We start from the raw sequence: 16,171 nt of genomic DNA on the forward strand, positions 1-16,171 counted from the left end.
CTGCGGCACTGACCGCTTGAACCATCATCTCGAAGAATCACAAGACGACCCCGTACACCACGTCCCTGGACTTGACCCGATGTCGACTGATCAATCCGGCCCCAAGGGAGTTCGGACGCGTCAGGGTATAAGAACCGCAATGTCTCCCTGGCGTCACCTCCTAGCCCGATCACCAACCGCGGCCTAACCAACTCGATTTCGCGGTGCAAAAACGGGCGACACCGCTCCTTTTCATGGGGTCGAGATTTCCGGTTGTCGGGCTGGGCAGGGTAACAGTGCACCACGTTCGTAATGAAGATGTCGGCCTTGTCCAAGCCGGACTCCCTCAGGGCCTCGTCAATTAGCAATCCGCTGCCACCAGTGAATGGGATGCCGGTTGTCATGCACTCCGTGCAAAGCGATGCCCCGACCAGCACCACCGGCGAAAAGAGGCTTCCGTATCCAGGCGCGGCCTGACTCACGCCCGGCTCGTTCATGCCGGGGCAGCGGCGGCACTTGAGGATTTCGGCGGTCAGCGCTTTGCGCGCCTGGGCTCGGCTAGCGGCAGTCATGATGACTACGTTTCCCCTACTCGTCGTCCCTGTGAAGATTTGAAACATCGCACGTCGGTTTCTATTTGGATAAATAAAGAAAATCTCGTATTTCGCGACGGGCCGGGATCACTTCGCTTACTCTCTCAGCTGCCTTCGAACAATCAAGGGGACAGATGACGACTCCACCGCCTCCGCCAAGCACGCCAGCCGGTTGGTACCCAGACCCCAGCGGCGCCAGCGGCCAGCGCTACTGGGACGGATTGCGTTGGACGGAACACCGGACCGATCAACCGACCCTGCCCCCTTCTGGCGCACTGGCACCGGCGTTCCCCCCGGCGAAGAAGCGGAAGGTTTGGCCATGGGTTGTTGCTGTGGTGTTCGCGCTGTTTTTGATCGGTGCCGTCTCGGGCCATAGCTCCGAGAGCGGGACTTCATCGACATCTGCATCACGCACGCCGACTACGGCAAAGGTCTCCGCGTCGATGGCTGGCGTCGGACAACAAGCCCGCGACGGCAAGTTCGGCTTCACGGTGACCGGTGTGGACGGCCAAGACGACCGGCGACCCATCCAATCCGTATGAGCAAGCGACTGCCCAGGGAGAGTATGTGATTGTGTCGATGACGGTCCAGAACATCGGTGACCGCGCGCAGTCGTTTTTCGCCACCAACCAGAAGCTCATCGACAGCGCGGGCCGTCAGTACTCTGCTGACTCCCGCGCCGACATGTGGATTAACAAAGAAATCCAAAGCGACATCAATCCCGGTAACCACATCCAGGCCAAGGTGGCTTTCGACGTGCCGGCGGGAACTCAACCCAGCACCATCGAACTACACGACTCCATGTTCTCGGGCGGCGTGAAGGTCAGACTGTCGTAAGCAGAGTCTGGCTAACCGCCCACGGGCACCGCACACTCGATGCGACCTTTGAGAACGCGAGAATGTTAGTTGTGACACGCGGTGCGTGTGGTCGCTCGGTATTCGGAACTCACTGCGAAATCAACGGCGATAGCGTCTCGAACTGGGTGAGGATATCCGCAAGTGGGCTGGTTCGATTTCGCTGGTGCGGCCCCGCGGGCGGAACATTGAATGACGTACAGGATGGAGAGTCGTGAATCGCTGGCGCGGATGGACGTTTGGGCTCTTGTTCATCGCTCTGGTGCTCGCAGTCGTAGTTGGTGTTCAAGCGGTCATGCTGCACACACAAGGCTGGCGAGTTCAACTGGGGAACGTCGCCGAGTGGGTAGCTGCGCTTGGCACCGCCGTCGCCATCGTGGCCGTGCTGTTCGCGGCACTTGGTTATAGGCACGATGTGCGGACGCGCGTTGAGGATGAAAAGCAGCGCGCCGCGGTCGAGCGGCGCCAGCAGGCTGAGCTGCTGTCTGGGTGGTTCGTTCACTACGGCAGCGCGCGACAGGGTCCACAGATGGGGAACGCTTCGCCCGAGATCATCAATGTGACGCAGATCGGATTGATCAATGCGTCGCAAGTCGTTGTCTACGATCTATTTGCCGCCGCGCTATGTCGGCACCAGTCCCATCCGACGCCAATGGTGGTCAACTTCGACGAAGCTTCGGCTGTGGTCCGGCGGCCCGGCGGCGCGATACAGAGTGTCGCAGTCGAGATGGGATTCGTCCCGCCAGTCGAATGGGAAGCCCGTCGGGATCGCCTTGCCGTCGGTTCAGCGAAGGTGCTCGCCCCTGGCCGCTGGTCGGTCGAGTTGCGTTTGGGCACAACGTCCGTCGTACCGAGCGAGTTGCACCTATTCTTCCGTGATCACCGAGGAGTGTATTGGTGGCGAGATGCGGTTGGGCACCTGACTGAGATGCCTGCTCCGGTTGACGATCAGAATCGCAAGAGTCGTGTGCGGTTGATCGAGGAGGCTTTGGGTGAAGAGCCAACTGATGCTCGCGTAGGTGTTCTTTCACCCAAACCCCTGCCTGAGACCGCAGCGACATAATCCGTCGACCGTCTCCGCTATTGGACGCAGTCTTGCTGCGCTGGGAAAGACGGGTCTCAGTCGGTCGGCTGGCCGAGCGAAGTCCTGTTGCATGCATGTTGCATGGAATGTGACTAGCCGCCCTAACTATCGGGTTCTAGCTGCTGCGAAGCTGGTGCGCGATACTGGGATTGAACCAGTGACCTCTTCCGTGTCAGGGAAGCGCTCTCCCGCTGAGCTAATCGCGCCGGGAAACCAAAAAAGTTGGAGGTGGAGACGGGAATCGAACCCGTGTGCACGGCTTTGCAGGCCGTTGCCTCACCACTCGGCCACTCCACCGTTGGGGTTCACGCCACTTGCACCTTCGAGCGGATGACGGGATTCGAACCCGCGACCCTCACCTTGGCAAGGTGATGCGCTACCAACTGCGCTACATCCGCGCGCCTCGGACGACATCGTCGCCCGGTGCGAAGCACGACGATAGTCCACGTGAGCGGGCACATACAAATTTCTTGGTACGAGCCGTGTCTAGGCTATCGCGTCGGCCTGTCACGTGATGCGGCCGGTGGTGTCGGGACCGGCGCGTGCTAGTCTTCGACGTCGTCCGCCGTCCTCGGCGCCGGTCCCGTGGCTCAGTGGGAGAGCGTCCGCTTCACACGCGGAAGGTCGCTGGTTCGATCCCAGCCGGGACCACAAATATCAGTACAGGTCATGGCCTTTTCCGCTGTCCGGATTTCGATCCGTCACCGACAACGGCCTGGATTATCCGCCGTTTATCCGCCGCCACGGTTAGCCGTCGAGCCCGTCGAGCGCATCCGCCACACGATCCAGGTCGGAGTCGTAGAGATCGGCGTAAGTGTGCGCGGTGACCACGATCGAGGCGTGGCCCATCGTCACCTGCAGGAGTTTCAAATCGGCGCCGGCCGATCGCGACAAAGAGGCGTAGGTGTGTCGGAGGTCGTGCACGCGCATCGTGGGATGCCCGAGTTCGGCGATCCTTGTCCGCCAGGCAACGGCACGTTTCCAGTTTTCGAGTCCGAGCCGCGAGCCCTTCGGCGACATGATCGCCGGTTCCCCAGTCGGACGCCCCTCGATCCGTCGTTTCAGGATCGGCACCAGCCGTTCCGGAATTGGCACGCTGCGGCGGCCGGCGCGGCTCTTTGGCGGTCCCTCAATGAGGCGACCGGACAACTGCGTGATCGATCGGCGAATGCGAATGCGCCGCGCCTGCAGGTCGACATCTTCGACATTGAGTCCGGTCAATTCTCCGAACCGCAATCCGGTGTAGGCGAGTATCAGCACCACGTCGCCTTGCTTTGCGGCTCTTGAGTCTTCGGGGGTGGCCGTATCGCATAGTTCGACTAGCTTCGTGACCTCCACCGCGGTCAGGTAGACATGGCTGGTTTGGCCCATTGCCGGGAACCGAACGTTGGATGCGGGATTCTTGCCGCGCAGTTTTTTGTCTGTGATGGCGTGGTCCAGCGTCATCCGCAGCACGCTGTGCGTCCAGCGCACCGTGCGGGGCCCTAGGCCTGCGGCGGTCATGTCGTTGACCCATTCCTGCACGTCTTCTCGCAAGATTCGGCCGATTGGCCATTTGCCGAACTTTGGCTCTATCCGTAGGCGCCAGTTGTCCTCGTAGCCACGACGCACCTTCGGCGACAGATCAGGTCGGGAGGCAAGCCAGCTCTTGTACACCACACGCAACTCGAGCTTGCCGCCGCGTGGGTCGACCGTCTCGCCGTCTTCACGGGCTGACCGCAGTTCGCCGTCGAACAACTTCGCAGCCCGCAGGGTCTTAAATGTCTTGGACCGCTTGGCCCCGTCCGGCAGCAACCATTCAACGTCCCATCGCGTGCCGGAGTTGGCTTCTCGCCTGCGAATCGTCACCGTTTAACACCTCGATGCGGCAAGCCATTCCACCACATCAGCACGCATCCAGCGCCGATGCCGGGATGACAATTTGCAGTGATTCGGTCCGGGCGACTGTATTCCTCGCTCTCGTTTCGCCGCCCAGTCGTGCAGCGTGGAGACCGGGATGCCCGTCATGCGTGACACCTCACCCGCTGTTAACACCTCGTCCGTCGCCATTGTCATGGTTGATGCCCTTCTTGTCCGGTTGCCGAAATCTGTTGGCGGCCTGATGGTGCGGCAGTCAAGAGCCACTCGCAGTGTTCGGATTTCCGGGAGATGCGTTGGGCGACAGCACGCATGATGAGCTCGTCCCGAGGCGGTGCGTTGCGGTACCCGGGATCGACTCGGTGCAGCAGTACACGATCGCGATCGCGGTCGGATGTGCATCCGATCCCCCTCGCGGTGGCCGGCAACGGTTTTCGAGTTCGCGCCTTCGGGGACGACGACACCGAAGCTCGGCTGAGTCGTACCGCATCGCTGGCGTCCTTGACAGTCAGCAGTTGTGTGCGCATGGTCGGAATGACCGAACCAACTGGGTCTTGCTTACTACTAAGGCTGCTCATTGTCCCACTGTACGAAGGCTGAAGAGCTCAGGCGACGGTCAAAGGAAAGTTCGTCGCCACGCATATCGATGTGCGCAGCACGAACCAAAGTTGTTGCAAAGCAGTATTTACCGCTAATTCCCGATCGGGCGTTACTTTGAGAGAAATCCGCTACGCGAGGCCGATCGCGCCCCAAACTGACGCGTCTGTACCGTCGCGTGGCCATGGCCGGAGTCGTCAAGTTCGGAAGACGGTGAGAGAAGCATCCCGGGTTTGGTGCAACTTCCTTCTGTGTGAAGGATGGCGACTATGGCCAAGCATTACCCGGTCGAGCAGCGTGAGCGCACGGGTGAAGATGGTGATCGATCACCTTCAGGAGTATCGGTCGGTGTATGCCGCCTGCCAGTCGATCGGCCCGAAGGTCGGCGTCGGTGCGGAATCGCTGCGGCGATGGGTGTTGCAGGCCCAGGTCGAAGCCGCCCAGCGGCACGGTGTCACAAGGTATTGCGAGTCGGATTGAAAATCCGCAGCCGGCGAGCGACGCGTAACGCCGCCGCCGGCTGTATGTTTCAGCTGTAAGCCCAAGCAGCGCAGGCCCAACGGAAGAGTCAACGCCGCTTTCTGGCCTCTCCCACGGTGACCGCCCGTTCCGCCCGTCCGTCTTATGCGAAGGAAATCTCGCAGTGACCACGCTTGACACCCGTCGAAACGGTGCCGCGGTAGCAGCACAAACCGGCGTTGAGCCTCAGCCGATGGACGACCTGGCACCGGCGGCCGGGCCCAGCGGCCATATGCAGGCCAACTCGCGTCGTCGCGGGCGGCCGGCGATTAAGCCGCGGCTTTCGAGGGAAGCAGACCAGACCGACGACGAGCTCCGCACGTTACACCTTGTTCGCAGAAGTCGCCGTGCTGCTGGGGGGTTGACGATCGGGATTGCAACGGTCAGCTTTGTGCTGTCGTTTACGTCCTTGCGTGAGTTGGCGGCGATGGCGGCGTGGCCCGGCTGGCCGTCGTGGCTGTGGCCGTTGATTATCGACGGGACGATCGTCCTGGCGACGCTGGGAATTGTGTCACTGGCGCCGTATCGGGATCAGTTCTGGAACCGGGTTTTCCTGTGGGGTGTCCTTAGCTCCGCGGCTTTGGTGAGCGTTGGCGGTAATGCTTTGCATGCGTGGCTGTCCACCGGGCACTTGGTGTTATGGATGAGGTGGGGGTCGGCGGGGCTTGCCTGTGTTCCCCCCGGGGCTTTACTCGCGACGACCCATATCGCCGCCATCTTGTGGCGGTTCAATCCCACGCCCCCGCCCGACGCCACCTCGCAGTTGTGCGACCGTGCGCTCGAACTGGCGGTGGACAGGATGGACAAATGGCGCGCGGCGGCGGCCCAGATGCACGAGGATGGTTATTGCCGGAACGTGTCGACGACAAAGATCGCGCACGCTTTGCGTTATCTGTACGAATGCCGCCCACCGATGTCGCTTCGCGCCATCGGTGCCCAGCCGGAGATCGAGCTGCACCACGACAATGTGGGCAAAATCCGCGACGCGGCGCCGATTGTGCTCGGTGTGCCCGTCCCTGGCGGGCGGTGAGGACTTCGTCGGAGCAGCATGGGTCGAAATCGGTTGGGCGCGACCGTCGCATAGCGCCAGCAGGCGGCGGTAGCGTTTTGCCCAGCGACCTGCGTGTAGAGGGGATTCGGGCGCGCCATGGGCTTATTCGACGTCTTGGATGACCTGTTCGACGACCTGACGGGGATCTTCGGCGGTGATGACGACGGTGAGGGTGGCGATGAGTTTGATGGGCCGCCCCAGCAGGCGCTGCCAGCGCCGCCGGCCGGGGCGCCGCCGTGGGGGCCGGCTCTGCCAGTGCCGAACGGCCCCAGCGGGTTACAGCAGGGCGTCGATCACGCCGGAACTACCTATCAGCAGGCCAGCGGCGCGCTCACCCAGACCGACGACAAGCTGGCCGGCTTGCTCAAACAAATTTTCGCCGCCACCGACGACACTCGCTCCAAAATCGGCGCCATCATCAGCAGCATCGAGACGGCGCGGCGCGCGCTGACGTCTCACCCGCAAATGGCCAATGACCCGCATGCGATGGCGCTGTTTAATGAGTTCTTGGACGGTCAGCTCGCCCAAATTCAACAACTGCTCGACAGCTCCAAAGTGGACAGTAAGAAGCAGGCTGAGCTGCTTGCCGCGCTCGGTGATGAGTACCGCGACAGCGCCGGCGGAGGCCATTCGAAGGACCAGGGCAACGCAGGCATCGCCGGGGGTGGTGATGGGGGCGGTGCTGACGCCAGCGGCGATGGCGGCGGCAGTGGCGGTGGTGACGGCGGGGCGGGCGGAACCACTACAGGTGCCGGTCCGGGCGGGCTGACTGATCCGCTGGCCGGGCTGAGCGGGCTTGGCGGGGCGGGCCTGGGCGATCCGCTGTCGATGTTGGGCCCGGCGATGGCGGGGCTGGGGTCGATTCCTGGCGCGCTGGGCGGCGCTGCAGGATCCTTGCCGATGGACGCGCTGGGCGCGATGGGCCCGCTGGCGAGTGGTTTGGCCGACCAGGGCGGGGGGGACGGATTTAAAGACAGCGACGGTCACGACCACGGCAAGTCCGACGATTTCGAAGACGGGTCGCACGGCAAGGGTGGGGGCGATGGCGGCAAGAACAGCGCCGCGTCAGCCGGCAATGACGGCACCGGCGATAAGAACGCGCCGACGCAGCCGGCGGGTACGACTCAACCGCAGCCGAGCACACAGCCGGCCCCGCCGGCTGCTGTGCCGGCCAGCGTAGGCGGTGACCCGAGCCGGGTGGTACAGATGCCCGATGGTTCTGCGGTGACGGCGACGACGGCCCAACACGCCGCCGCGGTGCGGGCGGTGCTCAACGGGGCGACGGTCAGCGATGGGTGGAAGCAGGCCCACGTGGAGTTGCCGCCCCCGGGAACACCGGTGACCGCACCTGCCGATCCGAGCCATTTGGTGCCCGGTCAAATCGCGCAATTCAAGAGTCGTGACCCGGTCATGTATATGGGTAATGGCAAAATCTGGCTTGATGGGCAGCTACAACCGCAAAGTGCACTGCCCACAGGTGATTTCCTGGGGTGGGTCGATCCACCTCAGCTGGCCGGTACAACGACGCCTGCCTCGCCGCCGCCGAGCACCGCTGCACCGGCCGGCCAGCCGACAACGACGAATACCGGCGGTAGCTAAATGTGGGGCAACGATGCGGGAGTCGCGGTGACCGACGAGCAGCACCAGCAGGAAGTGGAAGTCTTTCCCACTGTCGTTGAATGGTCATCCGATGGCGCCTTAATGGTGGAGCTCGACTGGCAGGGAGAGGGCTTGCGGGTCCAACTCGAGCCGGAGGTCACCCGCTCGTGGACCTCAGAGGTGCTGGCGGACCGGATTATGCGGCTCCACCGGCTGGCGTTGATGCGGGCGCGCGCCGAGCAACGCATGCGCGTCATTGAGGAGCACGGTACTGCGCTGCCGACGACACCGGGGTGGCCAAGTTTGACCGATGTCGACGAATATCGGCGGACCATCGATTTTTGACCTGTTTCGACCGATGCGTAGCCCGCTGAGCCGTTGTTAGGCTTTAGCAAATAGCCAGTGCAATGGGAGGTGTGCGGTGGCCGGCAACGATGTGATGCTGGATTTCGACGCGTGGAATCAGCACGCACAGTGGTGGGATCAAGAGGCCCCACGGGTGCGAGAACGTCTCACTGTCGATCCCGGCACGGCGCAAAGCGTGGGACGACGCTTCGGTGACATCGGCTGGGAGGTGCGTCAGGCCCTCATCGAGACGCTGCAGGCGCGTAGGGAGGCGGGTCAATCGCTGGGGCAGTATTGCGAGGGTGTGGCCGGCCATATCCGGTCGAGCCTGGCCTCCTACCAGCAGACCGAAGGCGACAGCCAGCAAATCCTGCAGACGTAACTAAAGGGCTACGCGGTGGCGGATTCAGTACGCGTTGATACCGAGGTCGTCCGGTCGGCGGCGCGCCAGGCAGATGCCGCTGGCGCGACCGCAACGCCAGGCTCGGCTCAGGTGCAGCCGAGCGCATCGGACGTGGTGTCGGTGGGGGCGAGCATCCGTTTCACCGCGCAGGTGACCTTGGCGCGCAAATACACCGTGATGGCCAACGCGATGGCACGCCAGTTCGGGGTGAAGCTCGATGCCAGCGCCGGCGTCTATGACGACCAGGAAGCGCAGTCGGCCGAGACGCTGGGCACCGGGAGCGCCGGTGCGGTTGTGCCCGCCGGGCGGACTTTGCCGGCAGGGCAGGTGGTGCCAGCGGATCTGGTGTCTGGCGGCGTGGGTACCAGTTTGCCGGCCGGTGAAGTCCCGGCAAGCCCGCGCGATATTGCTCGCCTGATCGAGACCGGCCGCGCCGGCGCGGGCAAGAAGACCTGGCAGGCGATGGAATCAAGCCTGCGCGCCCAAGCCAAGCAGCTCGGCGACGCTGCCGATCAGCTGGGCGCGGCCATCGGCATGACGGGGGATGGCTGGCAGTCAACGTCGGCGGATGCGGCCACGACAAGGATGCGGGCGCTGCAGACGTGGTATCAGGGCCACGCCCGCTATGTGGACGGCCTGGCTGAGCAGGCCAAGGTTCATGTGCAGCACTTCTCCAAAGCCCTCACCGATGTCCCGCCCTATCGCCATGTGCTTGACGCCGAGCGGGAGCTGAAAGCGGCTTTGCAGTCCAATGCGCGCGCCGGTGGCGCTCACCGGCTTGCTGTGGTTAATGCCCAAGTGCAGGTCAGCAGGCTTTATCAGGCCTCGACGGCGGGGTTTAGCACTTACACGTTCTCCGAGGCGGCTCCACAGCCCAAGGTGCCGACGCCGCCGCCGGGCCCGAGCCCAGATGTGGCGCCAGCCGCGCCGCCGGTGGGCTCCGGTGAGGGGCCGGTGGCGCAGCGGGAAGCAGAGCACTCGCCCAAGGGTGCACCGTTGGACCCGGTGCAGGGAGGGCCGGGTGTGGGACAGGATTTGACTAGCGGGCCGACGTGGCCGCCCGGGGCTGCTGATCTAGCTTGCCCCGCGAATCCGCTGGCCGATGCGCTGCCGGAGACGGTGGGCTCACTGCCCTCAGAAGTCATTCCTGGGATCATCGGCGGCGTGGTGGGCGGCCTGGGTGGTGTACTCGGTGGCCTTGCCGGTGCGGGCCAAAAGGCGCTGCAGGGAACGGAACAGGCGGCCGGGCCGATGATGAGCGGTCTGGGCCAGCATCCGCCCGGTGGTGAACCGCAGCACGGCGGCGAACAGTCGCCTCAGTCACCGGAGCCGCCTTCGGCAGGCGATCTGTCGGCTCCGGGGGATCTGGGTGCTGGGGGAGGCGGAGCTGACACCGAGCCGGCCGGCGGGGAGGTCCCGCTGGCAGCACCGACCGAAGTCGCCGCCGCGCCGGCGGCGGCCGCGCTGGTCTCGGCGCCGTCAGCTCCGGTCGCGCCGGAAGCGCCCGCGCCGGGGATGGGCGCCATGGGCCCGATGATGATGCCGCCCATGCGGGGCGTAGGCGGTGAGGGTTCCGAGGCGGACAATAAGCAGCTCTACCAGGAGCGCAAGCTGAAAGTGGTGGCGCCGGCCAACAGTGAGCCGGTCAAAAACCGCAGAGAAGGCCGCGCGAAACCCGATGATCGGAAGAAGCCGTGAGCACCCCTCAGGAAAGGATCGCCGCCGTCGACCAGGGGCTTCGAGTGACACGGGCGTTGATGGCTGAGCTGAACACGGCCGTCCAGAACATGCGCGAACGGGACCCGATCAGCGACGTGGTGGTGGCTTCCTTCGACCGCGATGGCTATTTGCGCGATCTGTTCATCGAGCCGACCGCACTGACTGATTACACCCACGCGGGGCTGGAGGACTTGATCACCGAGGTGTTGCGCGATGGCAATGAGCGATTACGCGAGGCCAGCAATGCGGTGATCGACCGGTATTGGGGGCCGGAGTCGTCCTGGCATGAGCTCAAGGCGTTGCGCGACGACTGGTGAGCTCCCGCTCGCAGGCGGGGCTCAAGGGCAGCCTTGTAGCTGACGATGGGTTAGGGCTACGTGGCCGTTCGTGGTCTCACGCAGCTTGGAATGAGACCGACGAACGCGCCGTCGATCACGCTGTCGGGGCGATTGAGCGCGTCGGTGTCGGGTGGTGCACCGACGGGGCCGGCTACCCCGCTGCGGTTCGCGGCTTATTCGGTCGACCAGGGGTGCCTGGTGAATGCGCGTGAAGCCTTCGTGAATGGCCATCGTGAGATTCCTTGCAGGGCTGAGTGATTCAATAGGCGGCGCACCGGCCGATACCGGCAATTCCGGATCGGTCATCAAGTGCCTCAGGCACCGGGCCGCAGCGCGGAGCTGGGCACGCAAGGCTGCTTAGCCACCTACCGCAGCAGGGTTGGTGTAAAGGTGGGCGATTAGCTCGACCCATCGACACGCATCCTCGCGGCGCGCTGCCAGAAGATGCGGGGGTGGGGTTTGGGTGGCGGTGCAGCCGGCGCTAGCCACCCCGGTGGCCAGATATAGCCGCCAGTACAGGTGACCGACGGGTCGAAATGCCCCGCAAATCACCGATGTGTCGTCATCAAAGACCGTGATGCGTTCGGTGCCGTTGTCGTCGACGCTGGCGATCGCGGGATGCTCGGCAGTGACGGAGCTCATGGGAACCTTCCTATGCGGCTAGGCGGCGCCGGCCTGAAAGATCAGGGGTTCGTCGTCGTCGGTCTCGTCGTCGTCCATGAGGTCAGGTAGCGGGGCGACCTTAAGGTCACCGAGCTCGGTCTGTCGGCGCTGCTCGAACTGTGCGGCCAGACGCGCATAGACCGGCTTGAGTGCCTTGGGCTGGGCGCCGGGCAGAATCACTCCACCCCAGACGCCGTGCGTCGCGCCGGTGGCCACCGCGTTGTAGCCGCAGCGGCCCCTGAAGGGGCACTCGGCGCAGCGCTTGATGGCGCGATGCTTGGTACGGGGGTTAAAGAACAGCTCGGGGTCTTCTTGGCAGGCCAAGTCTTGGCTGGTCTGGAAGAGGCGCACGTCGGCGCGCATCTGGAAGGACGCAAAAGGTCTGGCGACGGTGTTGGGGGTATCGGCCGGGGGGGTGAGCGCGGTTGTCATCGGAGGCGTCCTTCCTATAGGTCGTCGGTTCTTCACTGCGGCGGAACACCCGTGAATTACCGCTAATCTAACAGATACTTTAGCGTTTTAGCGGTTATACCGCTAGAATTTTGAGGATGGACGCCCTCTCCTACCGCACAGCCAGTAGCAGGAAGCGGTGTCGACGCATGTCAGACTGTATTTCGTGGCTGGCTCGGTAGCGCTGACATCACCGGTAGCCCGAACCGCTGAATCTTCTGTTTTAGCGGCGCGGATGGGGAAATCTGGCGGTTCGTCGGGCAAGATACGGGTCATGTCCTGGGAGCGGCTGGCCGACGAAGTACGACGTCGCCGCAAACAGCTGAAGCTGACCCAGACGGATGTCGCCGAGCGCGGGGGCCTGTCGGTAGCCACGGTGCGCGCCGTGGAAACCAACCGCTCAGGCCGGCTGAGTCGACGGCTGCGCCGAGCCTTGGAACGGGCGATCGAGTGGCAAGACGGCACTATCGACGCTGTCTTAGACGGCAGTGCACCTCGTGTGGTCACTACCCCGGGCGCCGGTGCTGCGCCACCGCCCGTCAGCGGGGATACCGCTAGGGTCGCAGCCGAACGATTCGCCGTTGCTCAGCGACTAGTCACGATGCGCCAGGCGTTCCTCGAGCACCGCGACCACATGTCCGAGGCAGCCCGAGCTGCTATGGACGATGAATTTAGCGCTGCATCCCGCGAGACCGAGGAGGCGCTGATCTGGATGCTGCCCTGGCTAGGAGATGATGAGCGCGCCGAAGCGATCCGAATTTTGGCCCAGCTGAGGGAGATTCGTCCTTGAGTCGATGCCGCGCCGCTGTGCATGTGCTTGGTGGAAGCCGAGGCGCCCGCTGATCGGGGGTGGGTGTCACATCGAAAAGGTACGGTGCGGTCATGTTCGACATCCCATTGCCGGGAATGCCACCATCGCAGCGGCATAACCTTCCGGTCAGCCGGGCGCCGTCGACAGCCCGCGTTCCCGATGGCCCCGCTGGTGGATCTCACCGTGCGCGCCAACCACGGGCAGCCTGGCAGCCGCGCACTCCTGCCGAGCAGTGGTGGGACTACTGCCGTGGTTGCGCGGCAGCGTTGCGGGCCGGCCGGTCGCCGACCCCGATCGAGGTGTACGGCCCGATCCTCGAACCGGGGGAGCGGGCGCTGCTGAGCGCTGAGATCGACTACAGCCGCTTTTGTGGCGGCGATGGCCGCTATTCACCGCTGCCGTTGATTGTCGCGGGCCGTCCGGCGGTCATGTTCGGCGCGCTGGCGGTCCAAGGCGTGGTCAATCACCGCCGCAAGGCAGCCGCGGCGCAGCGGGCCGCCGCTCAGTGGCGGTTCCACCAGACGTGCGCGGTGATCGTGACAACCGACCGGCTGATCTGCACGACCGCGCCGCACGGCCTGGTCAGTTTCTGGTTCGGAGCGTGCACAGAGTTTTACCCGGATTTAGAGCGGTGGATCTTGACATTGGGCTTCGACTCCACCTATCCGGTGCGGCTCAGTGGCCCGGCCGCACCAGCGCTGAGCCTGTGGAGCGCCTACGGCGTCTTAGGTGACGCCTGGGTCGATGACCCGCGTCTGGCCCTCCTGAGGTAAGTCGAAACCGCCTCGTGGTCACGACCTTTCAGGCGCTCCTTGTAGCAGTAATCGCGGTCCTGCCGGGCGCGGTGTACACAATTCCGCGTGAAAGCCACGGCGCCAGCTGGCGTGGCGCAAAACGGATGCCGCAACGCTGATCTTCCGCTTCTTGGCGACCTCAGGGGCGTTTCACGTGCTGCTGGCACCAGCGACCTGCTACGCCTACCGCCTCGTCGTTTTGACCGGCGCGACCGCACCCAGTGGACTGCCTTGGTCATGGTGGTCGCGATAGCGGCATACATCGCCATCCCCTACCTCCTTGGGGCGTGGATGGAAGATTCCCGCGATTGGCAGCCGAGTTCTCGCCGCGTGGTCTGGCCGAAGAACGCACTTAAATGGCTCTTGGCCTTGATCTCAGGGACCGACTCTGATCCGGTCCCACGCGACGACGGGATCGAGAAAAAGGGTGGCTATCCAGCAGGTCCCAAACCGGCGAAAGGCGTTCCGCCCGTCCCTCAAGGCCTGCGCAAACTGCGTAAGCAGTCGTAGCGAAGCTCGCCAATGCTTCGAATCCGTGCTGGTTAGACGATGTGTAGCCGCGACACCGGCGGTAAGATATGCGGGCATGGTAGCGAAGTTCACCATGGATGCGGCCGACACCGATACGGGCCTGTCCGCCGCGGATGAGGCAGTAGCTCAACAATCCGGCTCAAACCTCGGCAGCCTCTGCGTCGGTGGCTACATGACGTCCTTGGTGGGCGCGGCGATCGGTGCGCGGGCCGTGGAGGAGGCCCAAACAGAAGGCCGTGCTGCGGCGAACACTGGCGGTCGAGAGTTCAGCATCGCGACGGTTCAAACGACTGAAGCCGGCAACTCAGGCGTACTGACCACGTAACGACAGGGGGAGCGGCACATGGACACTTCATCACCATGGTCCAGGGCAGGGGCGCCATCCGTGACGCTGCCTTCTCCGCCTGGGCCTCCACGCGTCCCTGCGCCGCCCGGAGCACCGGCGTCGACTCTGCCGCCCGCCGGTGCCCCGTTACCAAGCGACTTTCCGCCAGGCCGAAAGCCTCGTCGTCGGAGCTGGTTGTGGGTCGCGCTGGGGCTGCCGGTAGGTATCGTGGTCTCAGCTGCTACCGGGTCAATAGTCACTTTCGCGGTGATGCACAACGCGACGCAGTCGGCCGCACAACCATCATCTGCACCATCAGGGTCGCCGTCCGCGCCGATAACCCCGCAAGTCAGCGCGGCTGATGCGTCTGCAGCGAAAAATCACTTGTGCCAAGTATTCGATGTATCAGTACGCGGCGAGCAGGGGAAAGGCGGCCTGAGGGTAGAGGGGAACTTGAATGTTCCCGTTGTGCTGCGCTCGGTCAATAGCGCATTGGCGGTGCAAACAGCGTTGGTTCCGGCAGTGCCAGCCGACGTTGGCTCGGCGGCACGGAACTACATCCAGACGACGCTAGATGTGACGACCGCGGCGATGGGCAACACCCCAACTCCTGAGGTAAATCGTCTCAACGACATATCGAACGACGCGATTAACGCGCTGCTCGATACGTGCGGATTGCCGAGGTAGTCCGTCCATATGGGCGCGGTGACAGCCTCGGGTGGGGACGAGGTTCCTTCCTGGTGGGCGGAGCGCAACAACAAGCAAGCGGCGCGGCTGCTGAAGCTGTTTGAGGCGGCGAAGCCGAGTTCCAAACTGGCATCAGGGGTTCCGCCTCTTGGCGGTGGTGGCGATGGTGGTGATCACCCCAAACCGCAGGGGCCGTTCGTCCACATCCTTTTCCAGCCTTTTGTGTGGCCGCAAGACTCGGAGACACATCTGGCCAACGACGCTGACACCCTCCTGGACGAATCAAAGTTGTACGAGGACAACGCAATGGACGCCCGCCAGGCCGCCAATGGAGTGTTCGACGGCGGCTCCTGGGTGGGTAAGAGCGCAGACGCTGCTCGCACGGCCTACAACGAGGCAGCGTCGATCAAATTCAAACAGGCTGAGGTCAGTAGGGTCGCTTCCGGTTTGTTCAAGCGGGCATCGAGTGACGTCGGGATGACGAAGCGTCTTATGAGCGACGAAAGCAATACCGCGCATAAAGAGGCCGAAGCGTTTTTGCGAAGCGGCTCGGGGCAGTCGCTCGCGCAGGTGGCGGTCATTCTGGGTGTGCACCGAACGGCGATTGAGGGCTACTCATCTGACCTGCAGGCCTTCGCCACCCAATACACCACCCAATTCACCAACCACTTTAAGCAGAGCCCCAGCGGCGGCCCGAAAGTTAAACAAGTTGGCAATGATACGGACAAGGACCCATCGACAGACGGGCCTCCACGGCCGCCAACTCCGGGTTTTCCGGGTCCTCACGCCGGCGGCGGAGCAGTTCGTGACACATCGTCGGGCGGCGCTAGCGGCCCAGCGCCGCCTGCACCAGGCGGACTCCTACGAGCCCCGTCGACGGATCAGCCATTTGAACCGCCGCGTCCGCGTCATAACCCGTTGACGTCGTTGATGGGTGGCGGGTTGCCGGGTTTGCCGGGTATGCCTGGTGG

19 protein-coding genes, 4 tRNA genes and 2 pseudogenes are annotated in these 16,171 nt (G+C 63.8%); 18 read left to right on the forward strand and 7 right to left on the reverse strand.

What is annotated here, in order from left to right:
- Window positions 1–599 (reverse strand): uracil-DNA glycosylase (locus BST14_RS25065; RefSeq protein ID WP_306460739.1); only part of this gene is annotated, 599 nt, incomplete at its 3' end.
- Between the two features lie 107 nt (window positions 600–706).
- Here BST14_RS25065 and BST14_RS31190 point away from each other — a divergent pair.
- The 4 genes and pseudogenes from BST14_RS31190 to BST14_RS25080 form a co-directional block, all read left to right on the forward strand.
- Window positions 707–793 (forward strand): annotated as a pseudogene (locus BST14_RS31190) (DUF2510 domain-containing protein); the annotation flags it as partial.
- Window positions 794–904: 111 nt separating this feature from the next.
- Window positions 905–1,114: a hypothetical protein gene (locus tag BST14_RS31195; RefSeq protein ID WP_245845713.1), complete on the forward strand. Its 210-nt coding sequence runs from the start codon at window positions 905–907 to the stop codon at window positions 1,112–1,114.
- Window positions 1,115–1,139: 25 nt separating this feature from the next.
- Window positions 1,140–1,409: a DUF4352 domain-containing protein gene (locus tag BST14_RS25075; protein ID WP_245845710.1), complete on the forward strand. Its 270-nt coding sequence runs from the start codon at window positions 1,140–1,142 to the stop codon at window positions 1,407–1,409.
- 265 nt (window positions 1,410–1,674) lie between these two features.
- Window positions 1,675–2,490 (forward strand): hypothetical protein, encoded by an 816-nt coding sequence (locus BST14_RS25080; protein ID WP_142279589.1) that lies wholly within the window; start codon window positions 1,675–1,677, stop codon window positions 2,488–2,490.
- A 152-nt stretch (window positions 2,491–2,642) separates the two neighbouring features.
- Here BST14_RS25080 and BST14_RS25085 read toward each other — a convergent pair.
- The 3 genes from BST14_RS25085 to BST14_RS25095 all read right to left on the reverse strand — a co-directional run bounded on the left by BST14_RS25085 (window position 2,643) and on the right by BST14_RS25095 (window position 2,909).
- Window positions 2,643–2,717, reverse strand: a tRNA-Val gene (locus BST14_RS25085).
- Window positions 2,718–2,734: 17 nt separating this feature from the next.
- Window positions 2,735–2,808: transfer RNA gene (locus tag BST14_RS25090), tRNA-Cys, on the reverse strand.
- 28 nt (window positions 2,809–2,836) lie between these two features.
- Window positions 2,837–2,909 (reverse strand) — tRNA-Gly (locus tag BST14_RS25095).
- A gap of 181 nt (window positions 2,910–3,090) precedes the next feature.
- Here BST14_RS25095 and BST14_RS25100 point away from each other — a divergent pair.
- A tRNA-Val gene (locus tag BST14_RS25100) sits at window positions 3,091–3,162 on the forward strand.
- 96 nt (window positions 3,163–3,258) lie between these two features.
- On the opposite strand, the gene BST14_RS25105 is transcribed toward BST14_RS25100, so the two are convergent.
- Window positions 3,259–4,359: a tyrosine-type recombinase/integrase gene (locus tag BST14_RS25105; RefSeq protein ID WP_083067027.1), complete on the reverse strand. Its 1,101-nt coding sequence runs from the start codon at window positions 4,357–4,359 to the stop codon at window positions 3,259–3,261.
- 903 nt (window positions 4,360–5,262) lie between these two features.
- On the opposite strand from BST14_RS25105, the gene BST14_RS29775 reads away from it, so the two are divergent.
- From BST14_RS29775 to BST14_RS25140, 7 genes are all read left to right on the forward strand, one after another.
- Window positions 5,263–5,445 carry a hypothetical protein gene (locus tag BST14_RS29775; protein WP_139807415.1) on the forward strand — a complete coding sequence of 61 codons (183 nt, stop codon included), beginning with the start codon at window positions 5,263–5,265 and terminating at the stop codon, window positions 5,443–5,445.
- Between the two features lie 400 nt (window positions 5,446–5,845).
- Window positions 5,846–6,514 (forward strand): DUF2637 domain-containing protein, encoded by a 669-nt coding sequence (locus BST14_RS25115; RefSeq protein ID WP_062895151.1) that lies wholly within the window; start codon window positions 5,846–5,848, stop codon window positions 6,512–6,514.
- Window positions 6,515–6,631: 117 nt separating this feature from the next.
- Window positions 6,632–8,134 carry a DUF4226 domain-containing protein gene (locus tag BST14_RS25120; protein WP_062906230.1) on the forward strand — a complete coding sequence of 501 codons (1,503 nt, stop codon included), beginning with the start codon at window positions 6,632–6,634 and terminating at the stop codon, window positions 8,132–8,134.
- Between the two features lie 27 nt (window positions 8,135–8,161).
- Window positions 8,162–8,479, forward strand: a complete 318-nt coding sequence (locus BST14_RS25125) for a hypothetical protein (protein ID WP_139807452.1) — start codon at window positions 8,162–8,164, stop codon at window positions 8,477–8,479.
- 76 nt (window positions 8,480–8,555) lie between these two features.
- Complete coding sequence (locus BST14_RS25130; protein WP_081235377.1) at window positions 8,556–8,861, forward strand: type VII secretion target; 306 nt, start codon at window positions 8,556–8,558, stop codon at window positions 8,859–8,861.
- Window positions 8,862–8,972: 111 nt separating this feature from the next.
- Window positions 8,973–10,580 (forward strand): PPE domain-containing protein, encoded by a 1,608-nt coding sequence (locus BST14_RS25135; protein WP_158085925.1) that lies wholly within the window; start codon window positions 8,973–8,975, stop codon window positions 10,578–10,580.
- Entirely contained in the window at window positions 10,577–10,918 is a 342-nt protein-coding gene (locus tag BST14_RS25140) for a hypothetical protein (RefSeq protein WP_139807450.1), read from the forward strand. The genes BST14_RS25135 and BST14_RS25140 overlap by 4 nt, the downstream gene beginning before the upstream one ends.
- 378 nt (window positions 10,919–11,296) lie before the next feature.
- On the opposite strand, the gene BST14_RS25145 is transcribed toward BST14_RS25140, so the two are convergent.
- Window positions 11,297–11,581 carry a hypothetical protein gene (locus BST14_RS25145; RefSeq protein WP_083067029.1) on the reverse strand — a complete coding sequence of 95 codons (285 nt, stop codon included), beginning with the start codon at window positions 11,579–11,581 and terminating at the stop codon, window positions 11,297–11,299.
- Window positions 11,582–11,599: 18 nt separating this feature from the next.
- Window positions 11,600–12,034, reverse strand: a complete 435-nt coding sequence (locus BST14_RS25150; protein ID WP_083067030.1) for a WhiB family transcriptional regulator — start codon at window positions 12,032–12,034, stop codon at window positions 11,600–11,602.
- 157 nt (window positions 12,035–12,191) lie between these two features.
- Between BST14_RS25150 and BST14_RS25155 the strand changes: the two genes are divergently transcribed.
- The 6 genes and pseudogenes from BST14_RS25155 to BST14_RS29790 form a co-directional block, all read left to right on the forward strand.
- Window positions 12,192–12,842 (forward strand): helix-turn-helix domain-containing protein, encoded by a 651-nt coding sequence (locus tag BST14_RS25155; RefSeq protein ID WP_142279591.1) that lies wholly within the window; start codon window positions 12,192–12,194, stop codon window positions 12,840–12,842.
- Between the two features lie 92 nt (window positions 12,843–12,934).
- The gene (locus tag BST14_RS25160; RefSeq protein WP_142279592.1) at window positions 12,935–13,636 is read left to right on the forward strand and encodes a hypothetical protein; all 702 of its coding nucleotides are present in this window, start codon (window positions 12,935–12,937) and stop codon (window positions 13,634–13,636) included.
- An 87-nt stretch (window positions 13,637–13,723) separates the two neighbouring features.
- Window positions 13,724–14,167, forward strand: coding sequence for a hypothetical protein (locus tag BST14_RS29780; RefSeq protein WP_142279593.1), 444 nt, complete (start codon window positions 13,724–13,726; stop codon window positions 14,165–14,167).
- Between the two features lie 76 nt (window positions 14,168–14,243).
- Window positions 14,244–14,513: a hypothetical protein gene (locus tag BST14_RS25165; protein WP_083067033.1), complete on the forward strand. Its 270-nt coding sequence runs from the start codon at window positions 14,244–14,246 to the stop codon at window positions 14,511–14,513.
- A 195-nt stretch (window positions 14,514–14,708) separates the two neighbouring features.
- The gene (locus BST14_RS29785) at window positions 14,709–15,200 is read left to right on the forward strand and encodes an Rv2240c family protein (RefSeq protein ID WP_142279594.1); all 492 of its coding nucleotides are present in this window, start codon (window positions 14,709–14,711) and stop codon (window positions 15,198–15,200) included.
- A 9-nt stretch (window positions 15,201–15,209) separates the two neighbouring features.
- A pseudogene (locus tag BST14_RS29790) lies at window positions 15,210–16,171 on the forward strand (hypothetical protein); the annotation flags it as partial.

This window comes from Mycobacterium arosiense ATCC BAA-1401 = DSM 45069 (assembly GCF_002086125.1).
GTDB lineage: Bacteria > Actinomycetota > Actinomycetes > Mycobacteriales > Mycobacteriaceae > Mycobacterium > Mycobacterium arosiense.